Raw genomic sequence first — 26,978 nt, 5'->3', positions numbered from 1 at the left:
TGTGGAATCCTCACACCCCGCATGGATCATCGATTCACCAGCACGCCTCGTCTCCGTCGTGGCAAAAACGGTGCAGGAATGCCAGAACGGCTTGCCCGAAAGGGAAATACATCTGACGAGCGGCCTCACATGGCCTGTTCTCCGGGACTGTCTGCACGCGTACGCCACGCTGACCGACGCCGCCGTGGACACCTGGCACGACGGGCTGGAGCTGCGGGTGCCCCGCGCCTGCCTGCGGGTCCAGCAGCGGGAGTCGGCCCTCACGGTCAGCGGCCGTCGGGCCGGGTGGCTGCCGCCCACGCCCGGGGTCCCGCTGCCGGTGCCGGAGAAGGCCGAAGAGGTCTGGCGGACCGCGGCGGCCCTGACCGGTCTGATGGAGGCCGGCCTGCCCCTCCCGGGGCCCGCCCTGGAGACCCTTCTGGAGGCCCTGGAGCACGAGAGCTGGCTGATCGCGACCCTCGCCTGCGACCTGCTGAATCGCGCCGGGGTGCCCGGGGTGCCGGAGTTCGTGCGCGCGCACGGTCTGCGTCCCGCGGTCCCGGGCAGCGGGAGCACCGGCGGCAACGGGACGTTCACCGAGGTGTGGGAGGCGCGCATCAGCGTCGACGAGTACGCGCTCTTCGAAGCCACCCACCCCGGGTATGCGGTCCAGATGGTGGAGTTGGGGCATATGATCCTCGCTCATGCCCCATTCCTGCCGACAGCGGTGCTGGATGTGGGCAGCGGTCCGGGACTCCCGACGGTGATGCTCGCCGAAATGTTTCCGGACGCGCACATCGATGCCGTGGAACCGAGTCCGGCCGCCTTTCCCCATCTGCTGAGAAATACATCCGGCCATTCGGTCACCGCTCACCGGACGGGAATTACCGACTTCAGCGGCCGACGCGACTATCCGGTGACCGTTTCCGTGGGTGCTTCTCACCATATGGACACACGGATGTTCCTGCGTGGCCTGAAAGAGCACACCGCGCCCGGGGGCCTCATCATCGTGGCGGACGAGATGATCGCCCCCTTCTCCTCCGACGCCGACCGGGCGCAGGCGGTGATCGGCCATCATTTCGCGTACATCGACGAAGCGCTCGCGCATGTGCCGGTGACGGAGCTGCCCCCGGCGGAGCAGCGCCGGATCCTGGCCCTGCTCGACGAGGACCGCCGGACGCCCGAGCTCCTTCCCGCCCTGCTCGAAGAGACCCGCCGGGACCGGGAGTTCCCCACCACGGCGAGCGGCAGCCCCTGGCAGCGGGTGCGCTTCTGCGTCCTGGAACTGGAGGCGCTCGTGGCGGGGGTGGACTACGACGTCGAGCGCAAGACCTGGGTGGAGAACTTCCTGACGCTGGCGCGCGACGAGGGGCTGGAGCCCCTCGCGCACCGCCGTGTCCACGCCACCGTGGGCGGCCGTGACCTCGACGCCGGTACCCATGTTGTTGCCTTACGTAATCCCACCCCGGCACCCGAGACTTCGAGGACGCTGTGACCGAACCACGCCGCCGCCCCCTGGCCCGTATCCACATCGAGAGCCGGGAATGCTCCCCCGAACTGCTGGAGCGGCTCACCGGTGCCACGTACTTCCCCGAGCGGCTGCTGGGCCCCGCCCTCGTCGGCACGGTCGGCCGGGCGGGAGGACATCTGCTGTACGTGACGGCCCCGGGCATGATCGACGTGACGGAACAGGTGGACTACTACCTCGGACTCCTGGGCGGCGGAGTGCGGGCGACCGGTGCGGAGCGCATGCGGCGGATGCGCGGGCTCGTCACCATCACCCCCATCGACGACGACTCCACCCGGTGGCTCAGCACGAAGGTCCTCGACCCCGTGAACCCCCAGGCCGCCGAAGTGCGGAGCCGGCTGCGGGACTTCACCGCGCTGCACCGGGAGGCCGGCGCCGATGTGCGGCTCAGCTACTTCGAACCGTCCGAGCCGCTGGAGAACCTGGCACGCGATCTGGGGATCCCCGGCAACCAGTCCTCGGCCGCCCACATCCCCCTGGGCACCAAGCACTCCAGCCGGGAGATCTTCGCCGCCGCGGGCGTCCCGGTGCCCCGGGGCACCGGCGTCTGCTACGACCTCCACACGCTCGCCGAGGCGATCGCCCGGCTCGCCGCGGACGGGGTGCGGGAACTGGTCGTCAAGCTCGACTCCTCGGCGTTCGGCGGCGGGCTCGGCAACGCCCGGCTCACCCTGGATCCGCACATCGCCGCACCGGACGGCGAGGGCGTCGCGGAGCGCGTCGTGCGGGCGTTGCCGGGGGCGGCGCTCATGGACCCCAAGCTCAGCTGGCACGAGTACGTGACCCTGATGAAGGAGACCGGGGTGATCGCGGAGGAGATGATCGCCGGGGAGCCCCTGCTCAGCCCGAGTTTCCAGGGACGCCTCACCGAACACGGCACGGTCCGGGCGGTCTCCACGCACGACCAGGTACTCGCCGGGAACGCCCAGAGCTACCAGGGGTGCGCCTTCCCCGCCGACGCCGCGTACCGCGGCCAACTCGTGGCCCACGGGCTGCGCGTGGGCGAGGTGCTGCGCGAACGCGGGCTGGGCGCGGGCGGCTTCGGAGTCGACTTCCTGGCCACCCGGGCCGGGTCCGGCTGGCGCCTGCTGGGGTGCGAGATCAACCTCCGGGAGACCGCCACCAAGCACCCCTTCACCATGGCGACGGGCCTCCTCGGCACCGGTCCGACGGAGGACGGACGCTTCGTGGTGGACGGTACGGAGTACGTCTACGAGGCGTCGGACGTGCTCATGGACCACCGCTACAAGGGGCTGCGGCCGTCCCAGCTCATCGCGGCGGTGACCGGTTCGCCGATCGGCTACGACCCCGTCCGGAGGACCGGGGTGGTGCTGCACATGATGAGCGCGGTCACCGAGTACGGGAAGTTCGGCGCCCTGTGCATCGCCCGCGACCGCGCGGAGGCGACGTCCCTGATGAGCGAAGTGCGCGAGCTCGTCGCCGGGTTGGAGCCGCTGGACTGAGCCCGGCCGGCAGGCCTGAGCCCGGCCGCCCCCACGAGGGGGCCGGCCGGGCTCAGGGTCGTATCAGGGGATCAGAGGCGCTGCCACAGGGCCGGGACGTTCGGGGGGTCCCAGCCGGGGTAGGCCGTGTGCCCCTGGAGGCAGCGGTAGCGGACGCCGTCGTAGGTGACGACGTCGCCCGCGGCGTAGGTCGCGCCGAGCTGCCAGGTGGTGTCGCCCGTGCCGCCGCCGGACACCGTGAGGGTGTAGGTGGTGGTGTGCGTGGCCTCACCCGAGCCGGTCAGGGTCAGGGTGTAGGTGCCGCCGGGGGTGCCGTCCGCCACCCGTACCGTCGCCGTGGACGTCTGTCCCGAGGTGACCGAGGACGGGCTGAAGCCGACGGTCACACCGGTGGGCAGGCCCGAGGCGGAGAGGTTCACGGTCTGGGCGGAACCGCTGGTGGTGGCCGTGGAGACGGAGACCGTGGCCGAGGAGCCGGGGCCGACCGTGCCGGCCGACGGGTTGGCGCTGATCGAGAAGTCGTTCGCCGGGGTGGTCTGCTCCCCGACGGCGGTCTTCCAGATCGTGTAGGCGATGCCGTCCGCGCTGCGGTTCAGCGCGGTGGCGTCGATGTTGCCGGTGGTGTCGCACGAGGAGTGGTAGCAGGGGTCGTACGAACGGCCCGCCGTGCCGCCCCACTTGGCGGCCTCCGCCGACGACTTCGTCGCCGAGGCGCCGGTGGCGTAACCGGAGGTGGGGATGCCGACCAGCTGGAACGAGTAGTCGTCCGAGCGGCCCTGGCCCTCGACGTTCTCCTGCGGGGCGAGGCCCAGGGAGTCCCAGTACGCCTTCATCGGCGCCGCGGCGGCCGAGTTCAGGTTGTTGACGAAGTAGCCGGCGTTGGTCGACGCGATCATGTCGAAGTTGTAGTACGCCTTGACCTTGGCGCGCTCCGTACCGGACAGCGTCCTGGCGTAGAAGTCGGAGCCGTTCATACCCTGCTCCTCGTCCGTCCACCAGGCGAAGCGGACCCGGTTCTTCATGGACGGGTTGTTCTGCGCCAGGCTGAGGGCGGTCTCGAGGAGGGCGGCGGAGCCGGAGCCGTTGTCGTTGATGCCGGGGCCCGCGGACACGCCGTCGAGGTGGGCACCGAACATGTAGACGCTGTTCGCGTCACCCTTCGGCCACTCCGCGATCAGGTTGTTGCCCGCTCCGGCCGAGCAGCCGGAGGTGCAGGTCTGCTCGGTGACCGTGTAACCGGCCGCCTGGAGCTTGCCCTTGACGTAGGCCAGCGAGGCCTGGTAGCCGCTGCCGGTGGACCGGCGGTTGCCGCCGTTGGACTGGGCGATGGAGTACAACTGGGAGAGGTGGGTCTGCACCTTCGTCACGTCGATGTCCGGCGGGGTGGACGGGGTGCCGCCGCCGCCGACCCGCAGGGTGTACTGCGCGGTGTGCGTCTTGTCCCCGCTGCGGCCCGTGACGGTGAGCGTGTACGAGCCGGCGGCCGTGCCGGACGCGGTGGTGACGGTCATGGTGGAGCTGCTGCCCGAGGTGACCGTCGACGGGCTGAAGGAGACGCTCACCCCGGACGGCGCGCCGGAGGCGGTCAGCGCGATCTGCTGGGCGCCGCCGGACACGGTGCTGGTGGTCACCGTGGTCCGGGCCGCGGCACCGGGCTGCACGTCACCCGAGGCGGGGCTCAGCGCCAGGGAGAAGTCGGTCTGGACCCCGGTACAGGTCGGGTCGCCGGCCTGGGCGGGCACGCTGATCGCGGTCCAGGCGGCCTTGGTCCGGTCGAACAGGGCGCAGCTCGCGTCCAGGTTCTTCGCCGCGGTCAGGGTGGCCGTCCGGTAGCGCTTGTACGTCATGCCGCTGGTCTTCAGCAGCATGCCGCCGTAGAAGATCCGGCCGGCGTCCTTGATGCCGACGCCCGTGACGGAGGAGCCGTCGCAGGTGGAGCTGGAGGGCTTGCCGCCGCCCGGGTTGGAGCCCTCGGCCAGCAGGTAGAACCAGTGGTTGAGCGGGCCCGCCGCCGCGTGCTCCTCCGTGTTGGGGATGGAGGCGGAGTAGCAGGCGGGGTCGCCGAGCGCGCCCGGGTTGTACATGTTGCGGATGGGTCCGCGGCCCTGGAGGTTGATCATCTCGCCGACGGTGTAGTCGGGGGTGTCGTAGCCGGCGGGCTGGTTGGCGTACGCCTCGGTGAGGGCGCCCATGATGTCGCCGGTGCCCTCGCCCAGACCGCTCTCGTGGTTGGCGCCGCCGGGCGTGTTCGAGTCGATCCCGTGGCCGTACTCGTGGGCCACGACGTCCATGCCGGCGATCCACTTGCCGGCGCTGTTGTGGCCGATGGTGACTGTGGAGCCGTCCCAGTAGGCGTTCAGCTCGTTGAGGCCCACGCGGGTCGGCCAGCTGCCGCCGTTGCCGTTGTGCCCGTTGCGGCCGAGCCACTCCTTGAGCATGTCCGACTGCTTCTGCGCCGCGTACATGACGTCGACGCAGCCGGTCTCACGGCTCGACGCGTTGCCGGTGCCCCAGTCGTCGGTGGACTTGGTGAACAACCCGCCGCTGTAGTCCGAGCACTGCAGGCCGGGCCGGGTGGTGTCGCGCAGGACGTACTGGGTGCCCGAGCGGGAGGTGTCGATGGTGAGCGGGTTCGGACCGTTCCACTCGCTGTGGCCCGTGCCGGCCCGGACGTCGTCGTACGAGTCGACGAACGCGCCGGTCACCGCGTCGACGAAGACGTGCAGCCTGCTGGGCACGTCCTGCTTCGTCCGGCCCGTCAGCACGGTTTCCCAGGCGAGGACGGGGTGGTCGTTCTCCACCCGGACCACGAGGCGCGGGGCGTCGGCCTTCGTGACCTTCGCCAGCCGGGACCGGCTGGTCGCGGCGGCCTGCTTCGCGGTGATCCCGGCCGTGGTCGGTACGGAGATCCGGGCCGTGGTCGCGGACTGCACCGAGCGCACCGTGCCGTCGCCGTCGGCCAGCACCACGGCGTCCCCGCCCACGACGGGCAAGCCGTTGTAGGTGCGTTCGTAGGCGACCGCGTACAGGTTGTCGGCCCAGGGGATGACCTGGCGCCGGTCGTAGCGCTCGGCCGGTCCCTTGGCCAGCGCGTCCAGGCCGCTGCCCGTGGCGCGGTCCGCGGCGGCCACCGCAGCCGCGACGGGATCGGTTCCGGACGTGTTCGCCGGGGGCGAGGAGGCGGGGGAGGCCGCGGCGAGGGGTATCGGCGACACCACCCCGAGGGTCAGGGCCAGGGATGCTCCGGCCACCGCCAACTTCTTCAACATCAGGGCTCCTTGTGAGAGGTGATGGAAACCATCACAAGATTTGCCATGGTTATGACAAACCCAACGTCCGTATGGGCAGGTGGAGTTGTCGGACCCCCACCCACCCGAACGGCATGCCGTGCTGCCGGACAGGCCGCACCCTCACACCGGACCGGGCTCCCGTTCAAGCGATTCGCCGGGAGATGCCGGGTCTGTCAAGTTCCGGCAAGTGGACTCGTCGGTAGTCGCTCGCCTTTGGTCCAGACCTATTGACGGGCCTGGTCGCCCCTTCTACGATCCGGTCGATCCCCGCACCGCATTTCTCCAGTTCATCCGGGGCCGCGCGTCCATGCCCCACGCCCCCCCCACGCACGCTCACGCCCACGGCACGTGGCGAGAATGGAGCACAGCATGTTCCGTCGGAGAATCCGTACGCTGTCCGAGGCGGACGACGGGCATTCCACCGCCGTCCGGAACCGGCGCGGTTCGACCGCCCTGACCCGCACGATCGCCGGGGTGAGCGCCGCCACCGTCATCGGAGCCTGTGTCACCCTGGTCGGTTCCGGCTCGGCCGGCGCCGCCGACGCCGACAACCTCGTGACCAACTCCGGCTTCGAGAGCGGCCTTTCCGGCTGGACCTGCGCCAACGGTTCGGGCGAGGTCACCAGCAGCCCGGCCCACTCCGGCTCGTCCGCGCTGAAGGCCACCCCGTCCGGCCTGGGCAACGCCCAGTGCAGCCAGACAGTCAGCGTGCAGCCCAACGCCAAGTACACGCTGAGCGCCTTCGTCCAGGGCAGTTACGTCTACCTCGGCGCCACCGGCACCGGGGCCACCAGTGAGCCGCAGACCTGGACGCCCAGCTCCTCGTCGTACAGCCGGCTGAGCGTCGACTTCACCACCGGCGCCAACACCACCTCGATCACGGTCTACCTGCACGGCTGGTACGGGACGCCCGCGTACCTCGCGGACGACATCTCCCTCACCGGCCCCGGCGGCAGCACGCCCCCGCCCACCACTCCGCCCCCCACCGACCCGCCGACCACGCCGCCGCCCACCGACCCGCCCACCACCCCGCCGCCCACCGATCCTCCGGGCGACGCCACCTGTGCCACGAAGCCGAAGCCGGCCGGCAAGGTGCTCCAGGGGTACTGGGAGAACTGGGACGGCGCCTCGAACGGCGTCCACCCCGGCATGGGCTGGGTCCCCATCACCGACAGCCGGATCGCCCAGCACGGCTACAACGTCATCAACGCCGCCTTCCCGGTGATCCTCTCGGACGGAACCGTCCTGTGGGAGGACGGCATGGACGCGGGTGTGAAGGTCTCCACCCCGGCCGAGATGTGTGAGGCCAAGGCGAACGGCGCCACGCTCCTCATGTCCATCGGCGGCGCGGCCGCGGGCATCGACCTCTCGTCGAGCACGGTCGCCGACCGCTTCGTGGACACCGTCGTCCCGATCCTCAAGAAGTACAACTTCGACGGCATCGACATCGACATCGAGACCGGTCTCTCCGGCAGCGGCAACATCAACACGCTCTCCGCCTCCCAGTCCAACCTCATCCGCATCATCGACGGCGTGCTGGCCAAGATGCCCGCGGGCTTCGGCCTGACGATGGCCCCCGAGACCGCGTACGTCACCGGTGGCAGCGTCACCTACGGGTCCATCTGGGGCGCGTACCTGCCCATCATCAAGAAGTACGTCGACAACGGCCGCCTGTGGTGGCTCAACATGCAGTACTACAACGGCAGCATGTACGGCTGCTCCGGCGACTCCTACTCCGCCGGCACCGTCGAGGGCTTCGCCGCCCAGACCACCTGCCTCAACAACGGCCTCACCATCCAGGGCACCACCATCAAGGTCCCCTACGACAAGCAGGTCCCCGGCCTCCCCGCCCAGCCCGGCGCCGGCGGCGGCTACATGGCCCCCAGCCAGGTCAGCCAGGCCTGGAACACCTTCAACGGCTCCCTCAAGGGCCTCATGACGTGGTCCCTCAACTGGGACGGCTCGAAGGGCTGGTCCTTCGGCAACAACGTCAAGTCCCTGCAGAACCGCTAGCCCCGACGCGTTCCCCTGGCACACCCCGTCCGGAGTCGCCCGCCGCCGTGGAGCGGCGGGCGACTCCGGACGCGCGTCGGGGGCCGGGCGCCGCTGCGGACGCACCTGGGTGCGGGGCATCGAGCCGCCTGGCCGAGTCGCCCTCGGGCCGGGCCTGTCCTACGGCCGTGGCACGGACTGGCGTGCCCTCCAGTGACGGTTGCTCCGGGACGCGGAAACGTCGGCGTCGTGAGTTTCGGAGCCCCCCGCGCATCGCGGGCTCGTTCATGCTTCCGCCTCCTTCCTCACCCGATGTGGTGATGCATCGTGACTGAATAGTCACGTAGAGTTACGGTGATGATGTCGGTGCGGCGCTCAAGAGGTGTCGCGGTGTCAGGCAGAGCCGGATATTCGGCCAGCCATCGTCATGACTCACTTCCGAGGAGTGTCCGTGAAGCCCTTCCTTCGCCCGGTTCGGGTCGCCCTGGCGGCGGTGTCCGGTGCCGCGCTGTTCATGATGGTCTTTCCCGGTCCGGCTCATGCCGGGCCCGAGTGGGGGCCGGAGGTGCGGCGGGCGGGGGCGGGTTCCGCTGTTCCGTGCGGCTTCTTTCGGTACAGCGTTCGGGAGTCGCAGTTCGCCGCGTACAACCACTGCGGTACGACGACGGTGCGGCTGCACGTGGATGTTCAGGGGGGTGGGAGCGGGAACGACTACCACCTGTGTGTGAGCCCGGGGCGGACGCAGCTTCCGGGGGCGGGGCCGAACTATCTCAACGCGTACTACATCGGCGGCGCAGGGTGCCGGAGCGGGGAGCGCACCGCGCATACGCCGCACTGAGGGGGGCGGGGCGCGGGTCAGTCCTCGTCGCGGTTCCGGATTCCGGCGTAGCGCTGCGCCACCGCGGTGAAGGCGGCCTTCGGTTCCCAGTCCAGGTCGGGATAGGTGAGGCCTCGGCGGTTCTCCAGGAGTTTGACGATGCCGAGGGAGGCGCGGTCGAGGTCGTCGCGGGGGTCGCCGTCGGGGCGGTGGGGGTAGCCGGGGAGGGCGAAGAGGAAGACGAAGGCGCTGTCGACGCCTTCGGTGTCGAAGACGTCGAGGAGTTCGTCGAGGTAGGCGGCCTGGCCGGGTTCGTCGCGCGGGTGGGGGGCGTCGAGGCGGAGGGGGGCCCTGGTGGCCGGGTCGTGTTCGACTACGTCGAGGACGCGGCCGCCGCGGTCTCCGGCGCCCCGGTAGGCGGCGGTGCCGAAACCGGTGATGGCGAGGGGCTTGGGGTTCTGGGCGAGGGTGCGTACGGCGGTCCGGAAGTGGGGGGCGATCTCGGCGGAGCGGATGAGTTCGTAGGTGACGATGTCGAAGGGGCTCCAGTCGACCTGTTCGAACTGGATGGCGGCGTAGGTGAGCCGGCCGTGGAAGCGCTCGCGGACGGTGGCGGCAGCCTCGCGGAGGAAGGCGTTCATGCGTACGCCCAGGCCGCGGATCGCTTCGGGGCGCCGTTCCGGGGGGTTCATCAGGTGGGCCACGCGCTCCTCGGGGGTGTCTCCGGTGAGGAAGCCGCGATTCATCACGCTCAGCTCCACGCCCGCGACGAAGACCACGGACGCGCCCCGCCGGCGGAGGCGTTCCGCCCGGTGGGCGCAGTCGCGGAACAGGGCGAGGATCTGCCCGGGTTCCAGTTCCAGGGGGTAGGGGGAGAACCAGACCTCCAGGCCCAGATCGGCGGCGGTTTCGGCGGCCGTTTCCAGGCGGGTGGGGTCGCCGCCGATGATCTGGACCGCGTTGCAGTGCAGGTCGTCGCGGATGATGGCCAACTCGCGGCGGACGACAGTGGGGTCGAAGCGGTCGTGGGACGTCCGGCCTTCGACGACGAAGCCGGTGTCGTAGGTCATTCCTCGTGCGCGCATGGTGCCTGCCTTCCTGTCTGGCCTGGCCGCTCTGCCTGGCCAGCCGGGCCGGGCTTGTCTGGCTCGTGTGGCCCGTGTGGCCCTGTGCGGGTGTTGCGGTGGGGTGAGACTCGCAGAGAATATTGCGTACGCGCAAGTTTTCGTGCACGTAGATTTTCGTGTGCGCAACTTTGCGTGCGCGCAGCGGGATGTGGAACGCTGGACCCGTGACGACACCACCGGCGCCGCCCTCGGGGCTGCGGGAGCGGAAGAAGCAGGCCACGCGTCAGGCGCTGCGAGAGGCGGCCCTGCGGTTGGCCGAGGAGCGCGGGCCGGACGGGGTCCGTGTCGAGGACATCGCCGAGGCGGCCGGAGTCTCTCCGCGTACGTACAACAACTACTTCGCCAGCCGCGAACAGGCGATCGTCTCGGCCGTCACCGCAGACCGCGACCTGCGTCTCGCGGCGGCGGTCGCCGCCCGGCCCGCCGGAGCGCGTCTCGCGGATGCCGTCACTCAGGCGGTGATCGAGCAGTACACGACCGCGAGTGAGCGGGAGGCGAAAGCGCTGCTGCTCGTCACCACCCAGTCCGGGCTGCGCGATGCCTTCCTTGCCGCCACCGCGGACATCGAACCGCCCCTGGCCGCCGTCCTCGCCGAGCGTCTCGACCGTCCGGACGACACGTACACGGCCCGGGTCCTCGCCGCCGGTGTCGCCGCCGCCGTACGCATCGCGCTGGACGGTTGGCTCCGGCCGGCCGGGGCCGGAGAAGCGGGAGACGTCGGAGGAGCGGGAGAGGTGGGCGAAGTCGGTGAATCGGGTGCTGCCGCAGCCCTCGTCGCCCAAGGGTTCCTCGTGCCCTCGGGTGGCCTCGCCGACCGGCTCCGAGCGGCGCTGGACCCGCTCGTTCCCGCCTTCGACGCTGCCGAGCAGCGCGCACGCGGCTGAGGTGCCGCAGGATCACAGACCCACCCAGACCCACGGGATCTGCGCAGGACGGCAGGAGCACACGTCCGCGCGGGCCCGCAGAATCACCGGCCCGCGCAAGACCGCGCACCGTGGTGCGCGGTCGGCTGCCTCGTTCATGGCCCCGGGACGCATCGCGCCGACAAGCATGCTGCCCCCCCGGGCATGCCGCCCCACGGCAGGCCGCCCCCCCGCCCCCGGGCATGCCGCCTCCCCCGGGGATGTCGCCCCACGGCATGCCGCCCCCACCGACATGCCTCCCGGGCGCGCCCGGTCATCGCGCCGGTGCCGCGTAGCAGTGGACCGACACCGTCTGGCGTGCGCTCCAGCGCTGTTCGATCGTGGCCATCCGTTCCCAGCCCAGCCGTTCGTACAGGGCTGCCGCCGCGGTGTCGGAGGCGACGACGTCGAGCACCGGATGGAGGCCGTGCCGCCGGGCCTCCTCTGTGGCGCGGTCGATGAGGAGGGCGCCGATCCGGTGTCCTCTGGCCCGGGGGGCGACGAACAGTCTGCTGAGTACGGCGGTCGCCTCCCGCGTCGTGCCGGTGCGCTCGTTCCACAAGGCCGGGGCCAGATCGCCTTCCCCGCCTCGCGAGAGGCTGACGTGCCCGGCGAGGCGGTCGTCGAGTCCGGCCACCCAGGAGCCGAGCAGGGGACCGCAGGACAGCCAATCACCGGGCCGGTCCGGCCAGTTCACCGGATATCCGTCGCGTGTGTGGACCTCCGCGAGGATGCGGACGCACTCCTCGACATCGGCGGCGGTCCGCCGGCGGACCCAGCGGTCCGGCCCTTCATCCCTTGCCCCGGAGTTCTCGGTGTTCACCCGGGCATGGAAGCACGGGCCCGGCGTCACGACCAGCCGCTTTCGGCCCGGGAGTTCGCCGTCCGGGCTCAGGACTCGGTGCACGCCTCCGCGATGGACACGCTGTTCTCGTACAGGTGGAAGCGGGTGATCCGGCCGTCCTCGACGGTGAGGCGGAGGGCGAAGGGGCCCTCGAAGGACTTGCCCGTCGCCCGTACGGTCCCCGCGAGGTGTCCCATCAGGGCGGCGTCGTTGCCGTCGACCAGGAAGGCGTCGACGGAGGCGCGGGCGTCCTCGGGGACCGTGTGGGCGGCCAACTCCTCGAACTGGGCGGCGCATTCGGGGCCGGTGGAGCGCGGCCGGATCCAGGGGACGGCCGGGTTCTCGGCGAGCAGCCAGTCGACCTCGTCGGCGAAGAGGGCGACGAGCCGGGCGGTGTCGGCGGTGGCGCGGGCGGCGAGGAACTCCTCGACGGTGCGGCGCGTGTTCTCGGCGGTGGACGGGGTGCTGAAGGTGGGGGAGTCGGTCGTCATGAGGGCTCCTCGGGGCGGTGGCGGTGTGCTGGACGGGGTGTACGCGCACCACAGTGCCCGCAGTGGGGGGAAGGCGTCGATTACCCGTGGGGTAAGGGGAATCGGGGGAGGCGGCGAGCGGCGACACGCACGGCGGACACGACTGGGAAGCGCCGGGTGTCGGCCCGTACGCTGATTCATCCTGACGGGGGAGGGACCAGCGTGGAATCGATCATCGTCGTGCCGCCCGGGAACGCCGGGCCGCAGGGGCAGCTCAGGATCGCGCCGGGGGAGCGGATCGTCTTCGGCAGGGAGGTGCCGGAGGGCCAACTCGTCCTCGCGCACGAGGGGGTGTCCCGGTCGGCCGGGGAGATCGCCGCCCAGGGCACGTTCTGGACCATCAGCAACCACAGCCCGGAACAGACCTACGTCGTGGAGAACCCGGAGGGGGCGGGCGAGCACGTCAAGATCGCGCCGGGGCGTCTCGACGCGCCCGTTCCCTTCGAGTTCTCGCGGGTCGTGCTGCCGGCCGCGGGCGATCTGCTCAGCTTCGACGTCTGGGCGCCGCGGCACGTCCACGGTGTGCGACGGGGCGCTCCCGGCGCCGCCGTCACCGCACCCGCGTTCAGCCTCGACCGGACGACGCGCTACTTCGCCGTACTGGCGGCCCTGTGCGAACCGCGCCTGCGGTCGGTCCCCCACGCGCCGCTGCCGACGATCGACCGGATGGTGGAGCGGCTCCGGCCGTGCTGGCCCGCGGTCAGCCGGTCCTCCGTGGCGTGGAACATCGACTACCTCGCCGTCAAGCTGGGGATGCGCCGCGAGGCCGACACGGCGGACGAGAAGCAGCGCGCACACGGAAAGAAGGAGTCCCTCGCCTCCCTCGCCCTCCGCTTCGACCTGGTGCGCGAGGACGATCTGCTCGTGCTGGCCCCCGTCGGCAGCCGGGTGGGGCGATGACCGCGGAGACCCAGGTGGTTCCCGTCCCGGCGGGATACCGGGTCGGGGACTGGGACGTACGCGAACCGCTCGGCTCCGGCGCGTTCGCCACGGTCTACGCGGCCCGCAGAAGGCCCGCCCCCGGCTCCCGGACCGGGGCGGGGTCCGACGCGCTTCCCGCCCGTGCCGCGTTGAAGTTCCTGCCCACCGGAACACCCCGCCGGCTGCGCTACCTCCGGGAGCTGGCCGAGCAGGAGATCGCCCTGCTCAGCCGGTTGCGCACGCCCCGGCTGGTGCGGCTGTACGAGGTCCTGACCGTCGACGACCCCGAGCGGCCCGAGCTCGACGGGGTCACGGTGCTGGTCCTGGAGCAGGCGATGTTCTCGCTCGACGATCTGCTGGGCCGCACGCCCGTGCCGCCGTCGGGGCCGGCGATCATGGCGCACGTCTGCGAGGGGCTGCACCAGCTCCACCACGCCGGCTGGGTGCACGGCGATCTGAAGGCCGCCAACATCCTGCTCATGGAGGACGGTTCCGCGCGGCTCGCCGACTTCAACATGGCGGCCGAGATGGAGGGCACCCACGCGTACACGCACGCCTTCTTCACGCCGGACTCCACACCGCCCGAACTGCTCTGGCCGGAGACGCACGAACGGGGTGTCCGCGTCCGGCCCACCACGGACGTGTGGGCGTTCGGCGTCCTCGCGCACCTCGTCCTGACCGGCGTCCACCCCCTGCCCGGCAGCTCACCGGAAGCCCGCTCCGAAGCGGCCGTGCGCTACGCCCGCGGTCACGAGGAACTGCGGCTCTCCCCCGAACTCCCGGACGACTGGCGGGAGATCATCACCGACTGTCTGGGGCGTACGCACAAGGAACGGGCCCGGCACAGCACGGCGTCCCTGCTGCCCCGCGTGGAGCGGGCGGCGGGTGTCACCGCCTCGGACCGGCTGCCGAGGCTGCGCCCCCGGTTCTGGCGCCGCCATCCGGTGCTCGCCTCGGCCGCCGCCCTCGTCCTCGCGACGACCCTGGGGCTGCCGATCGGTGTGCACGTCTACATCAACCAGGACGACGCGGGGGTGCCGGTGTTCAGGGCGCTCGGCCCCGAGGACCCGGTCCCCACCGATGCGACCGGCAAGATCGTCTACGGATACGACCGCTGCCCCACGGACTCCGTCTGCTTCTTCAGCGAGCGGTTCGGACACGGGGAGATGTGCAGCTGGAAGGGGAACGACGGCGACTGGCTGTCGGGCGACGAGACGTGCGCCTGGGCCCTCGACCGCCCCGTCCGCTCCGGCTACAACAATCTCTCCCAGGACCGGAAACTCCGGGACGTGGAATTCTTCCGGGGCAAGGATTTCTCGCCCGCCGGGAAAGACCGGCGTCGCATGGCGCAGCGCACCGGGTGCAATGCCGTGAACAGCATGGCGAATCTCTCCGGAACCTATGCGCCGCGCTCCCACCGGCTGGTCGACAGCTGCTCGTCGAGGTCCGTCGTGTGGACCATTCTGTCCCTTTTCTCCTGACGTTCCCCGGCTCGCACCGCACCCCTTCCGCTGCCCAGACTGGAACCATGAGTCAGGCACCACACCTCAACGAGCTGGGGGAATTCCTCAAGGCGCGCCGGGCCGAGCTGAGCCCGGGGGCGGTGGGGCTGCCCGAGCGTGACGGACCGCGTCGCGCGGGCGGACTGCGACGGAAGGAGGTCGCCCGGCTCGCGGCGATCTCCACCGACTACTACACCCGGATGGAGCAGGGGCGGATACCCGCCTCCGGCCCGGTGCTCGCGGCGGTCGCCGACGTACTGCGGCTGGACGAGGAACAGCGCCGCCATCTCTTCCACCTGGCGGGAAAGGACACCGTCCGGCCGCGCCGCCGGGCCCGGGACACGGTGCGCCCGTCCCTGCGGAGGATGCTTGCCGATTTTCTCTTCACCCCGGCCGTCGTCCTGGGGACGCGTATGGATGTCCTCGCCTGGAACGCGCTGGCCGCGGCACTCGTCACGGATTTCGGGGCCGTTCCGGAAAAGCGGCGCAATTACGTACGCATGCTCTTCACCGATCCCGCCCTGCGCACGCTCCACGCCGACTGGCCGGGGGCGGCCCGTGCCGCCGTCGCGCAGCTGCGGACGGCGGCCGTGACGCATCCTGACGACCGCCGGCTCACTGCCCTCGTCGGTGAACTGTCCGTCCGGGACGCCGACTTCCGGCAGTGGTGGGCCGACCGGCACCTCGTGACACCCGCCGGGGGCGCCATGCTCCTCCGGCATCCGGTGGCGGGCGAACTCGCCCTGGACCAGGAGATCCTCACCGCCGGCGGCGACCCGGGGCAGCGCCTTGTCGTCTGGACCGCCGAGGCCGGTACGCCCGCGTACGACGGGCTGCGCATCCTGGCGTCCTGGACGGCCGACCGGCCGTCCTCGCGCGGCGGCCCCGGGCGGGCGTGAGCCGGGGGCTCACGCCGTGAGCAGCACCTCGCACGAGCAGTGCCGGAACTCCAGGCCGAGTTCGTGGTCCACCGCCGAACTCGACCGCGTCGCCGCGTCGGAGACCTTCTCCCAGGAGCCGTACTTCAGATAGAGCTGGTCGGCCGTCGGGCCGAGCGGGTTGCCGTACTTCTTCTCGTTGCGGGCCTCCAGCTCGGCGACCTGCTCCGGGGTCATGCCCGCGCGGACGATGTCCTTGGCGTCGTTGCGCATCCGGACCAAGGTGCGGGCGATGTCCTCCTCCGGGCGGCCCTCGGCGCGCATCGCGCACTCGGTGCGCTCCATGTCCTCCAGGAGCTGGTGGTAGCGCATCCGCTGTTCGCGGGCGACCTCGCGCTCCTCGGGGGTCTCGCGCCGGATCTGGCACACGACCGGTTCGGGGCTGGTGCACGGGCCGTCGTCCGGCGCGGCCTGGGAGAGCGGGGCGACGACGACCGAGCCGCAGCCGGCGGGCGCGGCGCACACACGGGCCGGATGCCCGGCTGCGGTGGCGGGGGAGATCTGGAGGGGGAGCAGGACGGCTTGGGCGGCCAGCAGCGTGGGAAGGGCGCGGCGGGCCAGCGAGCGCAGGCTGTGGGGTGACATGCGCCTCATCGTTCGGCAGGCCGTCGCGGGGCCGAAGCACGCGAGGCCGACGGAGGCCGCGCAGGGCCCCGACTCCACTCCGCCGAGTGAACGGGAGCGGCGAAGGAGATACCCAGGGGGGTATTTGACCGGCGTCGGCCCGGCTGGTTACGGTGTCGGGGACATACCCCAGTGGGTATATGGCTCGTGGCGGTGCCGATGCCGGCCGCGGGCCGGTGTGCGCCCGTCGGTCGTTTCGGAGGTTTCGGTGTTCTTCGCCCAGTACTACCTGGACTGCCTGTCCCAGGCGTCGTACATGATCGCCGACGAGGTCAGCGGTCAGGCCGTCGTCGTGGACCCCCGGCGTGACGTCAGTGAATACCTGGCGGACGCCGAGGCCCACGGGTTCACCGTCGTCGGCGTGATCAACACGCACTTCCACGCGGACTTCGTCGCCGGGCACCTGGAGATGGCCGCCCGGACCGGCGCCTGGATCGGCTACGGCCGCCGCGCCGAGACCGAGTACCCGGTGCGCCACCTCGCCGACGGCGAGGTGATCCGGCTGGGCGGCGTGACCCTGGAGATCATGGAGACCCCGGGCCACACGCCCGAGTCGGTCAGCGTGCTCGTCCGCCGCGACGCCGGCGACGAGGTCCCGTACGGCGTGCTCACCGGCGACGCGCTCTTCATCGGTGACGTCGGCCGACCGGATCTGCTCGCCTCCTCGGGCGTCACGGCGCAGGAGCTCGGCTCGATGCTGTACGACAGCGTGCAGGGCCGGCTGATGGGCCTCCCCGACGAGGTGCGCGTCTTCCCCGCCCATGGCGCGGGCTCGGCCTGCGGCAAGAACCTCTCGTCCGAGAAGCAGTCGACGATCGGGCAGCAGCGGGCCACCAACTACGCCTGCGCGCCGATGAGCCGCGGGGACTTCGTCGCCCTCGTCACCGCCGGGCAGTCCGCCGCCCCCGGCTACTTTGCCTACGACGCCGACCTCAACCGGCGGGAGCGGCCCCTGCACGACCCGGCGTCCGCGCCGCGCCCCCTCGGGGTCGAGGAGTTCCTGGCCCGCCGGGCCGAGGGCGCCGTCGTCGTGGACGCCCGCGATCCGCAGGAGTTCGGCGCCGGTCATCTGCGCGGCGCGGTCAACGTGCCGGCGGACGGCCGCTTCGCCGAGCAGGCCGGTACGGTGCTCGCCCCGACCGACCGGCTCCTCGTGGTCGCCCCGCAGAACCGCGAGGAGGAGATCGTCACGCGCCTGGCCCGCATCGGCTTCGACCGCGTCGGCGGCTACCTCCGCTCCCCGGACGACGCCCTGGCCGCGGCCGGGGACGAGGTCGCACCCGCGAGCCGGCTCACCGCGGCGCAGCTCCGCGAAGCGCTGGACGGCGAGGCGGCGCCGCTGGTCGTCGACGTGCGCGGCTGCGGCGAGCGCGGCGAGAACGGCACCATCGACGCCGCCCTGCACATCCCGCTCGGGGAGCTTCCCTCCCGGATGGCCGAGATCGACCGGGACCGTCCGGTCGTCGTGCACTGCGCCGGCGGCCACCGCTCCTCCATCGCCGCCAGCCTGCTGCGCCACCACGGCTTCGCGGACGTCTCCGACGTCCTGGGCGGCTACGGCGCCTGGGCCGCTACGGCGGCACCGGCCGCGGCCTGACCGTCCCCCGGCCCCGGCCGCCCCGGCCGGAAGGGGTGCCGTCCGCCGGGGCGGGTGCGTCGTCAGGCGTACGCGTCCCGGAGGGCGGCGAGGGCCGTGTCCAGACGGCGGGTGGCCTCCTCGGCCACGGGGACCATCGCGTCGAGCCCGGTCAGGGTGACCATCGTGCCCGGGTCGACGGCCTGGACGACGACGCGGTCGCCGTCGGCGCGCACCACGACATTGCAGGGGAGCAGCAGCCCGATGGAGCGGTCCGCGTCCAGGGCGCGCTTCGCCAGGGGCGGATTGCAGGCGCCGAGGATCAGATACGGCTCCATGTCGTGGTCGAGCTTGGCCTTCAGCGTGGCCCGGACGTCGATCTCGGTCAGGATCCCGAAGCCCTGATCGGCCAGGGCCCGCCGCACGTCCTGCTCCACCCGCTCGAACGGCGCCGTCAGCGTCACGGTGCGGTCGTATGCCATGTTCTCCCACCTCGTTCTCCCGTACGGCCGGGGATCCGGCCCGTGCTCCCGCGCGGCCGGACGTCCGGTGCGTCCTCGGGCCCGGTCCGGCGGCGGGGGTGCGGCGGTCACCACAGCGCGAAATATACCCCCGGGGGTACGAGTGTTAAGGTGATTGACATACCCCGGGGGGTAATTTTCACGCGAAAGGCAGTATCCGTGTTCTTCGTCGAGACCATCGAGATCCAGGGCCTGGGCAATCGCAGCTACCTCGCCGGCGGGACGTCCACGGCGGTGGCCGTGGACCCGCCCCGGGACATCGACCAGGTGATCGCCGCCGCCGCCCGGCGCGGTGTGCGGATCTCCCATGTGGTGGAGACCCATGTGCACAACGACTACGTGACCGGCGGTCCGGAGCTGGCGCGGATCACCGGGGCCGCCTATCTCGTGCCGGCCGGTGCGCGCGTCCCGTACACCCGGGTCGCCGTCGCCGACGGCGACACCGTCGACATCGACGGCGCGCTGTCCCTGACCGCCGTGGCCACCCCCGGACACACCCCGCACCACACCGCGTACGTGCTCGCCGAGGCCGGCCGGCCGGTCGCCGCGTTCACCGGGGGCTCGCTGCTCATCGGCACGGTCGGCCGCCCCGACCTGGTCGAACCGCGGCTGACCGAGGAACTGGCCCGCGCCCAGCACGCCTCGGCCCACCGGCTCGCCGACGCGCTGCCCGACGACACCTCCGTCCTGCCCACCCACGGCTTCGGGAGCTTCTGCTCCTCCGCGCAGGCCGACGGCGACGCCACGACCATCGGCAGGGAGAAGGCCGCCAACACGGCCCTCACCGCCGACGTCGACACCTTTGTCGCGGATCTGCTCGCGGGTCTGGAGGACGTGCCCGCGTACTACGCGCACATGGCACCGGCCAACGCCGCCGGTCCGGCCCCCGTCGACCTGACCCCGCCCGCCCCGGCCGACCCGGACGGCATAGCCGCCCGGCTCGCGGCGGGGGAGTGGGTGGTGGACCTGCGCCACCGCATCGCCTTCGCGGACGGGCACGTCGCCGGTTCGTTCAACTTCGAGGCGGACGGCAAGCTCGCCACGTACCTGGCCTGGATGATCCCGTGGGGTCGCCCGGTCACCCTGCTCGCCGAGTCGGCGGAGCAGCTGGCCGCCGCCCAGCGGGAGCTGGTCCGGGTCGGCATCGACCGTCCGGCCGCCGCGGCGACCGGCGGCCCGGCCGACTGGCTGCGCGACGGCGAGCGCCCCGCCTCCTTCCCCCGCGCCACCTTCGCCGACCTGGCCGCGCAGGACCGGGACGGCATCGTCGTCCTCGATGTGCGCCGCGACTCCGAGCGTGCCGGGGGCCGGGTGGACGGCTCCGTCCACATCCCCGTCCACGAGGTGCACCGGCGTCTCGCCGAGGTGCCCGCGGGCACGGTCTGGGTGCACTGCGCCGGCGGCATGCGCGCCGCCATCGCCGCCTCCGTGCTCGACGCGGCCGGCCGCGAGGTCGTCGCCGTGGACGACTCCTTCGACGCCGCCGAGGACGCCGGACTGCCGGTCGTCACCGGCTGAACCCGCCGGACCGGCCCCCGCCGTCCGTCCCGCTCCCCCGAGCGACCAGTGAAAACGCACAACGAAAGGTCCCGTCAGCCATGTCCCTCTTCCGTAAGGCCGCACCGCGTCTGCGGGTGGACCAGGCGCGTTCCCGTACCGAGGGCGAGCGGCCCGAGGCCGTTCTGCTGGATGTGCGGGAGAAGCCCGAGTGGACCGCGGGGCACGCCCCCGGCGCCGTGCCCGCCCCGCTGAGCGCACTGGCCGCGGGCGCCGCGCTGCCCGCCGCCGCCCAGGGCCGCCCCCTCGTCGTGATCTGTCGCAGCGGCCGCCGCTCGCAGCGGGCCGCGACGCTCCTCACCGGACGGGGCGCGGACGCGGTGGACGTCAAGGGCGGCATGAACGCGTGGGCCGCCGCCGGGTACCCGGTCGTCGACGGGCGCGGAAACCCTGGCTCGATAGCGTGAGCGTCCTGATCCTCTCCCTGGTCGCCGGCACCGTCATCGGACTGGCCCTCGGTGCGCTCGGCGGCGGAGGCAGCGTCCTCGCGGTCCCCGCGCTGATCTACCTGCTGGGGTTCTCCCCGGCCTCGGCGACCACCGCCAGCCTGATCATCGTCACCGCGACCTCGGCCACCGCCCTCTACGCCCACGCCCGCGACGGCAACGTCGCCTGGCGGACCGGGGCGCTGTTCGCCGCCGCGGGGATCGTCCCCGCGTACCTCGCCGGGGCCGCCGCCGGGCGGATCCCGGCCGCGGTGCTCACCGCCGCGTTCTCGGTCATCGCGGCGCTGGCCGCCCTGCGGATGCTGCGCCCCGCGCGCTCCGCGCCGCCGGAACGGGTCCGTCCGGGAAAGGCGGCGGGAGTCGGCGCGGGACTCGGCGCGGTGACCGGCTTCCTCGGGGTCGGCGGAGGGTTCCTCGCGGTGCCGGCCCTGGTGAGCGTCCTCGGACTGCGGATGCGGCAGGCCGTCGGCACCAGCCTGCTGGTCATCACCGTCAACTCGCTGGCCGCGCTCACCGCACGGACGGGCGGCGGAGACCTGCGCTGGGAGGTGATCGCCCCGTTCACCGGCGCCGCGATCCTCGGCGCCTGGGACGGGAAGCGGCTCGCCGCGAAGCTCGCGGGCGGCACCCTGCAGCGGATCTTCGCCTTCGTCCTGCTGGGCGTGGCGGGATTCATGCTCGTCGACGTGATCGTCTGACGGAGACCGTTCAGGCCAGGGAGAGGAACAGCTTCTCCAGCCTCGCGCGCATCTCGTCCCGCTCCTCCGGGGTGCGGGGTCCGTCCTGCGTACCGGTCAGACAGTGCTGCAGACCGGTGGCGATGATCGCGAAACCGGCCCGGTCCAGGGCGCGGGAGGCGGCCGCCAGCTGGGTGACGACCTCCTCGCAGTCCCGTCCCTCCTCGATCATCCGGATCACCCCGGATATCTGCCCCTGGGCCCGGCGCAGCCGGTTCAGGACCGCCTTCAGTTCCGCCCCCGCCAGTTCGAGATCCATCACGTCGCCCCTCGCCCCTTCAGTTCCACGTCCCACACCTGATGAGATACCCCCAGGGGTAATCTACCCCTCCCCTTCGGGACCCCTCGAAAGAAAAGGATGGCATCTTCCATGACCACGCCCACCGCCCTCGGTACCGGCGAAGCCCACTCCCGGCTGCACGAGTTGACCGTCATCGACGTCCGTACGCCCGGTGAGTACGCGGGCGGGCACCTTCCCGGCGCGCTCAACATCCCGCTCGACCAGGTCCGGCGGGCGCTGCCCGACATCCGTCACGCGGCGGGCCGCGGCGACGTCCTGGTGGTCTGCGCCTCCGGCGCCCGCTCGGAGAACGCCTGCCGGATCCTGGCCGAGAACGGCATAGAGACCGTCACGCTCACCGGCGGCACCGGGGCCTGGGCCGCCGACGGCCACGCGCTGGACCGCCCCCAGGGCGCGCCCCGCGCCGTCTGGGGCATGGAGCGGCAGGTCCGGCTCACGGCCGGGACCGTCGTGCTCCTCGGCCTCCTGCTCGGACTGGTCGTCCACCCCGCCTTCCAGATCCTCTCGGCGGGCATCGCGGCCGGACTGGTCTTCTCGGCCCTCACCAACACCTGCGGCATGGCCGCGATGCTGGCCAAACTGCCGCACAACCGGCCCCGCGCGGCCGATCTCGACCGGACGCTCGCGGAGCTGCGCAGCCGCTGACCCGGGCGGACGGAACGGGAGGGGCCCGGCCGCCGGACCCCTCCCGCGCGCCTCCGCGCCGGTGCTACCTGCTGTAGTTCTTCCCGAGCGGCCGGCCCGGAATGGGCTTGCCGATCAGGGCGACCGGCACGAACAGGCAGAAGTGCCCGATCGCCAGGGTGAGCGTCCAGATCTCCTCGTCGCCGTAGAGCGCGGACACCCGCGCGAAGAGGGCGTCGGTCACCCGCTCCCCGGCCGGGTTCGGGGTGAGGACCGCCTCCACCAGTTCCAGGGCGAGCCGTTCGCCCTCGCTGAAGCAGGGCGCGTCCTGCCAGGTCGCGACGGCCGTGATGCGCAGTTCGCTCTCACCGGACCTGCGCAGGGCCTCCGTCAGCGGCAGCGCGTGATAGGTGCTGCCGACGATCTGCGCCGCGCGCAGCTGCATCAGCGTCAGGGTCGTCTCCGGTACGGGGCCGTCGCGCAGGGCACCGCGCAGCGCACCCGACAGCTTCGCCAGGTCGGGGACGAGACCACGGGGATCGGGCAGCCGCGACCGCACTCCGTCGTCGGAGGCGGTCGTGCTCGTGGCTGCGGTCGTGTTCGTGGACGAGGTCATGGGGTGTTCCCCCTCGGGTCGGGCCGTCCGGGGTCCGGGACGTGCCGGGCGGCTGCGGGACTTTCGTGTCCCTACGACCGCACAGCGCCCCGGAATGTGAGGCCGGGGCCGCGATCGCCGTGCGCCCGGGGCCGGAGCGCCCGTGCCCCCGGCCGGAGGAAGCCCCCCTCCTCAACCGTCCTGCGCCCGGGGGATGTCACATCCGGGACCGCTGTCCGGTCAAAGGGGTGAGGAGACCCGCGACCGAGGGAGCCGAGACCGCCATGACCGACCCGATCGAGCAGAGGGACCGCCCGTCCGGGCCCGGTCCGCTCCCCGTCCCCCCGGCACCGAGCGCGTTCGCGCGCGAACGGCGGCAGCTCGTCAACATCGCCTACCGGCTCCTCGGTTCCCTCTCCGAGGCCGAGGACGCCGTCCAGGAGACGTACGCCCGCTGGTACGCCATGACCCCGCAGCAGCGACGGGCGATCGAACGCCCCGCCGCCTGGCTGACCCGGGTCGTCGGCCGCGTCTGCCTCAACGTGCTGGGCTCGGCCCGCGCGCGGCGCGAGAACTACGTCGGCGCGTGGCTGCCCGAGCCGATTCCGGGCCCCGCGCGGTGGCCCGGCGGTCCGGCCGTGGAGGCCGCCGATCCCGCGGACCGGGTCACCCTCGACGAGACGGTCACCATGGCGTTCCTCGTCGTCCTCGAATCGATGACCCCGGCCGAACGGGTCGTCCTCGTGCTCCACGACGTCTTCCGCTACCCCTTCGCCGAGGTCGCCCGGATCGTCGGCCGCACCCCGGCGGCCTGCCGGCAGCTCGCCGTCTCGGCGCGCGCCCGGGTCCGTTCCGCACCGGTGGCCGGCGGCCGCCCGGAGGCCGGACAGGCCGCCGTCGTCCGGGAGTTCAGGATCGCCTGGGAGGCCAAGGACGTCGGGGCCCTCGTCGGGCTGCTCGACCCGGAGGTCCGGGCGACCGGCGACGGGGGCGGTCTGGCGCCCACCCTGCCCCATCCGGTGACGGGCGCCGGGGACCTGGCGCGCGGGCTCCTGTGGCTGAGGGAGCGTCAGCCGGAGCTGGTGCTGCGGGAACGGGCCGTCAACGGCCGCCCCGGGCTGGTCGCGGAACAGGACGGCACCGTCGTCACCGTGTACGCGTTCGGCTTCGCGGGGGAGCGCATCACCCATCTCTGGGCCGTGCGCAACCCCGAGAAGCTGCGGCCGTGGAGGGCGGCCCCGGCGTCCGGCCGCGACCGCCCTCCCCGTCCGGTGTGAGCCGCCGGCGCGGCCCGTGGGAGGTCCCGGGGTGTCAGCGCAGGCCGTAGTAGAGCGTGGTGTGCGCGGTGTCCGGGAGGTACAGCACGTCCTTGCCGTCCGAGTCCTGACGGACCGCCAGCCGGTCCGCCGTGATGCCCGGCGCGGCGGACTCCGGGGTCCAGGTCGAGGCCGGGCGGGTCGCGGCGAAGACGCGGTCGGTGCCACTGGCGGTCACGTAGTACACCCGGCTGCCGCCGGCCGCCGCGTCCCAGGTGATGCCGATGGCCGCCGTGGTCTGGACGCCGGAGTAGACGCTCTGGCGGATCCAGCTGCCGCCGCTCGGGTAGGCGTAGTACACGCGGAAGTTGCTGTTGCTGTCCGCCGAGCGGTAGCGGTAGGCGATCTTCGGCGCGGAGCCGTCCAGGGCGAGCTTGGCGCTCTGCACCGCCGGGCCCGTGTACGCGTTGTCGATGCTCCACTCCTCGCCCTCGGTGAGGTCCTGGATCACGTCCGAGGTGGCGGGCGTGACCGGCGTGGTGACGGCCGCTCCCGTGCTGTCCGCGAAGGCACCGGTGGCGGGGTCGTACACGAGGTAGGAGAGCTGGTGGCGGAAGCCGGTCGCCGGGGCCTTCGCCCACTCGAACAGCACGTGGACCCGGCCCTGCGCGTCCACGGCCAGGTCGTCGGGGTAGACCGAGCGGTTCAGCGCCCCGGCGAAGGTGGCGACGGTGCTCCAGGTCGACGCCGCGTTGTCCCAGCGGTACAGCCGGCCGGGGCGCTGGTCGGACCCGGCGCCGACGCGGGCGGCCAGATACAGGTCGCCGTTGGGCGCGGTGGTGACGACCGGATAGGTGATGGCGACGCCCTGGTCGGGCATCTCTGCGGCGTGGTCGGTGACGGCGCCGCCGGGGGCGTCGGTGCGGTAGTAGCGCCAGGGGTTGGCGTGCATGGAGGTGAACACATGCAGCCGGCCGCTGCCGTCGCGGGCCACGGACGGCTGGTTGTGGCCGTTGTCGTCCGCGAACTCGGCCTGCTGCCCGTCGGCGTTGAGCAGCGGCAGCCGGCTCCAGACACCGTCCGGGTCGCGCCGCGCGATGGCGGGGCGGTGCGTGGCGGCCGTGGAGCCGGGCTCGTTGAACGCGAAGTACGTGTACTGGCCCCGGCCCTTGTACGTGGCCGCGGGGGACCACCAGGCGGCCTGGTTCGACGTGTCCATCGCGTACGGGACCTTCTCGATCACCGTCGCCGCCGCGGCGGCCGTGCCGTCGGCCTGGGCCGCCGGTGCGGGCACGAGCAGAGCGGCCAGGGCCGCGACCGAGGCGGCGCAGGCGCGGACTGTGGGACGTCGCAAGGTGAGCTCCTTCGCAGGGCGTGAGGGGGAGGCACCACGGGGCCCGGAGCCCGGCAGCGCCTTCACTGCGCCGGAAACCTACAACAGATCCCATATCGCGAACAGAGTTTGCACAATGAGGATTTCACATACGCAAGAGGGGATCTGTGTGCGGGCATGGCGAAGGGCCCGGTGAGGGGGCGAACCCCCACCGGGCCCCGGCCATGGGCCCCTGGCGCGCCCTGCGGCGCGGGATCAGCCGGTGATCAGCGCTTGAGCAGCGACGTGATCTCCTCGTTCGCCTTCTTCATGGCGTCCTTCGGCTTGGACTTGCCGACCAGGACGGCCTGGACCTGCTTGGCCACGGCCTCCTCGATCTGGGCGTTCTGCGCGAACTGCCAGAACGGGCTGCCCGTCGCCGTCGCGGTGATCTTGTCGGTCCACTCCGCGGTGAACGTGTCCTTCGCGACCTCGGGGGCGTCCAGACCGGCCGAGGTGGACGGCGGCAGCGCGCGGGAGGCGAAGTACTCCGTGGTCGTGGCCACGTCCGAGGTGGTGTGCAGCGCGAACTGCGAGGCCGCGTCCTGGCCCTTGCCCTTGACGACGGCGATCACGCCGCCCCAGAGCAGCGCCTGCGGGGTGTCGCCGGCCTTGACCACCGGACGCTTCATCGGCTGCATGGCGTCCGCCAGCGTCTTGTCCTTGGCCTGGGCGGAGGTCACGCCCTTGCCGATGATGGCGTCGTCGTAGAAGGCCGCCTTGCCCTGGCTGAAGAGGGCGCGGGCGTCGAAGCGGTCCACGTCGGAGGCGATGAGCTTCTCGTCGTGCAGCTTCTTGTACCAGGTGACGGCGTCGACGGAGGCGTCGTCGCCGATGGTGACCTTGTCCCCCTCCATGAGGCTGCAGCCGAAGGTCTGCATCCACGGGAAGATGTCCTTCAGCTGCGCGACCTTGGTGGCCGCGGCGTAGGGCACCACGCCGCCGCCGAGCCCCTTGAGCGCCCGCAGCGCCTCCTCGAACTCCTCGATCGTGGTCGGGTGCTTCTTGATGCCCGCCTTGGTCAGGAGCTTGGAGTTGGCTATCACGCCGATGGAGCCGGTGTTCCACGGCAGGCCGTACTGCTTGCCGTCGTACACGCCACTGTTCAGCGCGACCTCCGTGTAGCCGCCCTTCATGGCCACGGATCCCAGGTCGGCGAGCTTGCCCATCTGCGCCACCGCGGCGAGCCACGCGATGTCGAGGTGCACCGCGCCGGTCGTCTCGCCGCCGCCCAGCTTCAGCGTGAGCTGGCTCAGGTACTCGTTGTACGGGTACGAGACGGCGCGGATCTTGGAGCCCTCGGCCTTCTCCCAGGCCGCGATGATCTTCTCGATCGACGGCTTGGCGGCCTCCTCGTTCAGCGACCAGGAGGTGAAGTCGAAGTCCTTCGACTTGGTGTCGCCGCCGTTCGAGCCGGAGCCGGAACCGGCGGGCGACGGGGCGCAGGCGCCGAGGGCGCCGACGCCGGCCACACCGAGGGCGCCGATGCCGAACATGCGCAGGGCGCCGCGGCGGCTGATGCCGGAGGAGGTCATG

Annotated in this window: 24 protein-coding genes; 14 read left to right on the top strand and 10 right to left on the bottom strand. The window is 72.1% G+C overall.

Annotated features, from left to right (window positions below):
• The first annotated feature begins 1 nt into the window (after nucleotide 1).
• Both ACZ4FH_RS26355 and ACZ4FH_RS26350 read left to right on the top strand, forming a co-directional pair.
• Complete coding sequence (locus tag ACZ4FH_RS26355) at nucleotides 2-1,474, top strand: class I SAM-dependent methyltransferase (RefSeq protein WP_467307862.1); 1,473 nt, start codon at nucleotides 2-4, stop codon at nucleotides 1,472-1,474.
• Nucleotides 1,471-2,970 carry a peptide ligase PGM1-related protein gene (locus ACZ4FH_RS26350; protein ID WP_467307861.1) on the top strand — a complete coding sequence of 500 codons (1,500 nt, stop codon included), beginning with the start codon at nucleotides 1,471-1,473 and terminating at the stop codon, nucleotides 2,968-2,970. Before ACZ4FH_RS26355 ends, ACZ4FH_RS26350 begins: the two co-directional genes overlap by 4 nt.
• Nucleotides 2,971-3,041: 71 nt before the next feature.
• Here ACZ4FH_RS26350 and ACZ4FH_RS26345 read toward each other — a convergent pair whose 3' ends face one another.
• Nucleotides 3,042-6,239, bottom strand: coding sequence for a M20/M25/M40 family metallo-hydrolase (locus tag ACZ4FH_RS26345; protein WP_467307859.1), 3,198 nt, complete (start codon nucleotides 6,237-6,239; stop codon nucleotides 3,042-3,044).
• A gap of 390 nt (nucleotides 6,240-6,629) precedes the next feature.
• On the opposite strand from ACZ4FH_RS26345, the gene ACZ4FH_RS26340 reads away from it, so the two are divergent.
• Together ACZ4FH_RS26340 and ACZ4FH_RS26335 are read left to right on the top strand one after the other, a co-directional pair.
• Nucleotides 6,630-8,273: a carbohydrate binding domain-containing protein gene (locus tag ACZ4FH_RS26340; RefSeq protein WP_467307857.1), complete on the top strand. Its 1,644-nt coding sequence runs from the start codon at nucleotides 6,630-6,632 to the stop codon at nucleotides 8,271-8,273.
• Nucleotides 8,274-8,679: 406 nt separating this feature from the next.
• Nucleotides 8,680-9,090: a DUF6355 family natural product biosynthesis protein gene (locus ACZ4FH_RS26335; RefSeq protein ID WP_467308039.1), complete on the top strand. Its 411-nt coding sequence runs from the start codon at nucleotides 8,680-8,682 to the stop codon at nucleotides 9,088-9,090.
• A 17-nt stretch (nucleotides 9,091-9,107) separates the two neighbouring features.
• Here the strand turns inward: ACZ4FH_RS26335 and ACZ4FH_RS26330 are convergent, their stop codons facing one another.
• Nucleotides 9,108-10,154 (bottom strand): hypothetical protein, encoded by a 1,047-nt coding sequence (locus tag ACZ4FH_RS26330; protein WP_467307856.1) that lies wholly within the window; start codon nucleotides 10,152-10,154, stop codon nucleotides 9,108-9,110.
• A 206-nt stretch (nucleotides 10,155-10,360) separates the two neighbouring features.
• Between ACZ4FH_RS26330 and ACZ4FH_RS26325 the strand changes: the two genes are divergently transcribed.
• Complete coding sequence (locus ACZ4FH_RS26325; RefSeq protein WP_467307854.1) at nucleotides 10,361-11,080, top strand: TetR/AcrR family transcriptional regulator; 720 nt, start codon at nucleotides 10,361-10,363, stop codon at nucleotides 11,078-11,080.
• A gap of 292 nt (nucleotides 11,081-11,372) precedes the next feature.
• Here the strand turns inward: ACZ4FH_RS26325 and ACZ4FH_RS26320 are convergent, their stop codons facing one another.
• A complete protein-coding gene (locus ACZ4FH_RS26320) occupies nucleotides 11,373-11,921 on the bottom strand; it encodes a GNAT family N-acetyltransferase (RefSeq protein ID WP_467307852.1) in 549 nt (182 codons plus the stop codon).
• 68 nt (nucleotides 11,922-11,989) lie between these two features.
• Nucleotides 11,990-12,433, bottom strand: a complete 444-nt coding sequence (locus ACZ4FH_RS26315; protein ID WP_467307851.1) for a nuclear transport factor 2 family protein — start codon at nucleotides 12,431-12,433, stop codon at nucleotides 11,990-11,992.
• Between the two features lie 201 nt (nucleotides 12,434-12,634).
• Here ACZ4FH_RS26315 and ACZ4FH_RS26310 point away from each other — a divergent pair, with 201 nt between their 5' ends.
• The 3 genes from ACZ4FH_RS26310 to ACZ4FH_RS26300 are packed head-to-tail and all read left to right on the top strand — an operon-like array spanning nucleotide 12,635 to nucleotide 15,794.
• Entirely contained in the window at nucleotides 12,635-13,372 is a 738-nt protein-coding gene (locus tag ACZ4FH_RS26310) for an FHA domain-containing protein (protein ID WP_467307850.1), read from the top strand.
• Nucleotides 13,369-14,874 carry a protein kinase domain-containing protein gene (locus ACZ4FH_RS26305; RefSeq protein WP_467307849.1) on the top strand — a complete coding sequence of 502 codons (1,506 nt, stop codon included), beginning with the start codon at nucleotides 13,369-13,371 and terminating at the stop codon, nucleotides 14,872-14,874. The genes ACZ4FH_RS26310 and ACZ4FH_RS26305 overlap by 4 nt, the downstream gene beginning before the upstream one ends.
• Before the next feature lie 47 nt (nucleotides 14,875-14,921).
• On the top strand, nucleotides 14,922-15,794 hold the full coding sequence (locus ACZ4FH_RS26300; RefSeq protein ID WP_467307847.1) for a helix-turn-helix transcriptional regulator: 873 nt from the start codon (nucleotides 14,922-14,924) through the stop codon (nucleotides 15,792-15,794).
• A 9-nt stretch (nucleotides 15,795-15,803) separates the two neighbouring features.
• Here ACZ4FH_RS26300 and ACZ4FH_RS26295 read toward each other — a convergent pair whose 3' ends face one another.
• Complete coding sequence (locus tag ACZ4FH_RS26295) at nucleotides 15,804-16,418, bottom strand: hypothetical protein (protein ID WP_467307845.1); 615 nt, start codon at nucleotides 16,416-16,418, stop codon at nucleotides 15,804-15,806.
• Between the two features lie 247 nt (nucleotides 16,419-16,665).
• Between ACZ4FH_RS26295 and ACZ4FH_RS26290 the strand changes: the two genes are divergently transcribed.
• Entirely contained in the window at nucleotides 16,666-18,054 is a 1,389-nt protein-coding gene (locus tag ACZ4FH_RS26290) for an MBL fold metallo-hydrolase (RefSeq protein ID WP_467307844.1), read from the top strand.
• 62 nt (nucleotides 18,055-18,116) lie between these two features.
• Here ACZ4FH_RS26290 and ACZ4FH_RS26285 read toward each other — a convergent pair whose 3' ends face one another.
• Nucleotides 18,117-18,515, bottom strand: a complete 399-nt coding sequence (locus tag ACZ4FH_RS26285) for a DUF302 domain-containing protein (protein ID WP_385112222.1) — start codon at nucleotides 18,513-18,515, stop codon at nucleotides 18,117-18,119.
• 198 nt (nucleotides 18,516-18,713) lie between these two features.
• Between ACZ4FH_RS26285 and ACZ4FH_RS26280 the strand changes: the two genes are divergently transcribed.
• The 3 genes from ACZ4FH_RS26280 (at nucleotide 18,714) to ACZ4FH_RS26270 (ending at nucleotide 21,255) form a co-directional block, all read left to right on the top strand.
• Entirely contained in the window at nucleotides 18,714-20,072 is a 1,359-nt protein-coding gene (locus ACZ4FH_RS26280) for an MBL fold metallo-hydrolase (RefSeq protein WP_467307843.1), read from the top strand.
• Between the two features lie 80 nt (nucleotides 20,073-20,152).
• Nucleotides 20,153-20,518, top strand: a complete 366-nt coding sequence (locus tag ACZ4FH_RS26275; protein WP_467307842.1) for a rhodanese-like domain-containing protein — start codon at nucleotides 20,153-20,155, stop codon at nucleotides 20,516-20,518.
• Nucleotides 20,515-21,255 carry a sulfite exporter TauE/SafE family protein gene (locus ACZ4FH_RS26270; protein WP_467307841.1) on the top strand — a complete coding sequence of 247 codons (741 nt, stop codon included), beginning with the start codon at nucleotides 20,515-20,517 and terminating at the stop codon, nucleotides 21,253-21,255. The genes ACZ4FH_RS26275 and ACZ4FH_RS26270 overlap by 4 nt, the downstream gene beginning before the upstream one ends.
• Before the next feature lie 10 nt (nucleotides 21,256-21,265).
• On the opposite strand, the gene ACZ4FH_RS26265 is transcribed toward ACZ4FH_RS26270, so the two are convergent.
• The gene (locus ACZ4FH_RS26265) at nucleotides 21,266-21,553 is read right to left on the bottom strand and encodes a metal-sensitive transcriptional regulator (RefSeq protein WP_383646202.1); all 288 of its coding nucleotides are present in this window, start codon (nucleotides 21,551-21,553) and stop codon (nucleotides 21,266-21,268) included.
• Between the two features lie 111 nt (nucleotides 21,554-21,664).
• Here ACZ4FH_RS26265 and ACZ4FH_RS26260 point away from each other — a divergent pair, with 111 nt between their 5' ends.
• Entirely contained in the window at nucleotides 21,665-22,240 is a 576-nt protein-coding gene (locus ACZ4FH_RS26260) for a rhodanese-like domain-containing protein (RefSeq protein ID WP_467307840.1), read from the top strand.
• A gap of 64 nt (nucleotides 22,241-22,304) precedes the next feature.
• Here the strand turns inward: ACZ4FH_RS26260 and ACZ4FH_RS26255 are convergent, their stop codons facing one another.
• Nucleotides 22,305-22,835 (bottom strand): carboxymuconolactone decarboxylase family protein, encoded by a 531-nt coding sequence (locus ACZ4FH_RS26255; protein WP_467307839.1) that lies wholly within the window; start codon nucleotides 22,833-22,835, stop codon nucleotides 22,305-22,307.
• Nucleotides 22,836-23,098: 263 nt separating this feature from the next.
• Here ACZ4FH_RS26255 and sigJ point away from each other — a divergent pair, with 263 nt between their 5' ends.
• The gene (sigJ, locus tag ACZ4FH_RS26250; protein WP_467307838.1) at nucleotides 23,099-24,091 is read left to right on the top strand and encodes an RNA polymerase sigma factor SigJ; all 993 of its coding nucleotides are present in this window, start codon (nucleotides 23,099-23,101) and stop codon (nucleotides 24,089-24,091) included.
• Nucleotides 24,092-24,125: 34 nt separating this feature from the next.
• Here the strand turns inward: sigJ and ACZ4FH_RS26245 are convergent, their stop codons facing one another.
• Both ACZ4FH_RS26245 and ACZ4FH_RS26240 read right to left on the bottom strand, forming a co-directional pair.
• Entirely contained in the window at nucleotides 24,126-25,424 is a 1,299-nt protein-coding gene (locus ACZ4FH_RS26245) for a BNR-4 repeat-containing protein (protein ID WP_467307836.1), read from the bottom strand.
• 245 nt (nucleotides 25,425-25,669) lie between these two features.
• Nucleotides 25,670-26,977, bottom strand: a complete 1,308-nt coding sequence (locus tag ACZ4FH_RS26240; RefSeq protein ID WP_383646188.1) for an extracellular solute-binding protein — start codon at nucleotides 26,975-26,977, stop codon at nucleotides 25,670-25,672.
• Between the last annotated feature and the right edge of the window lies 1 nt (nucleotide 26,978).

Source organism: Streptomyces sp. NPDC024555 (assembly GCF_055559335.1).
Note: the sequence above shows the minus strand (reverse complement) of the source record. Positions and strands in the feature narration are given on the sequence as shown.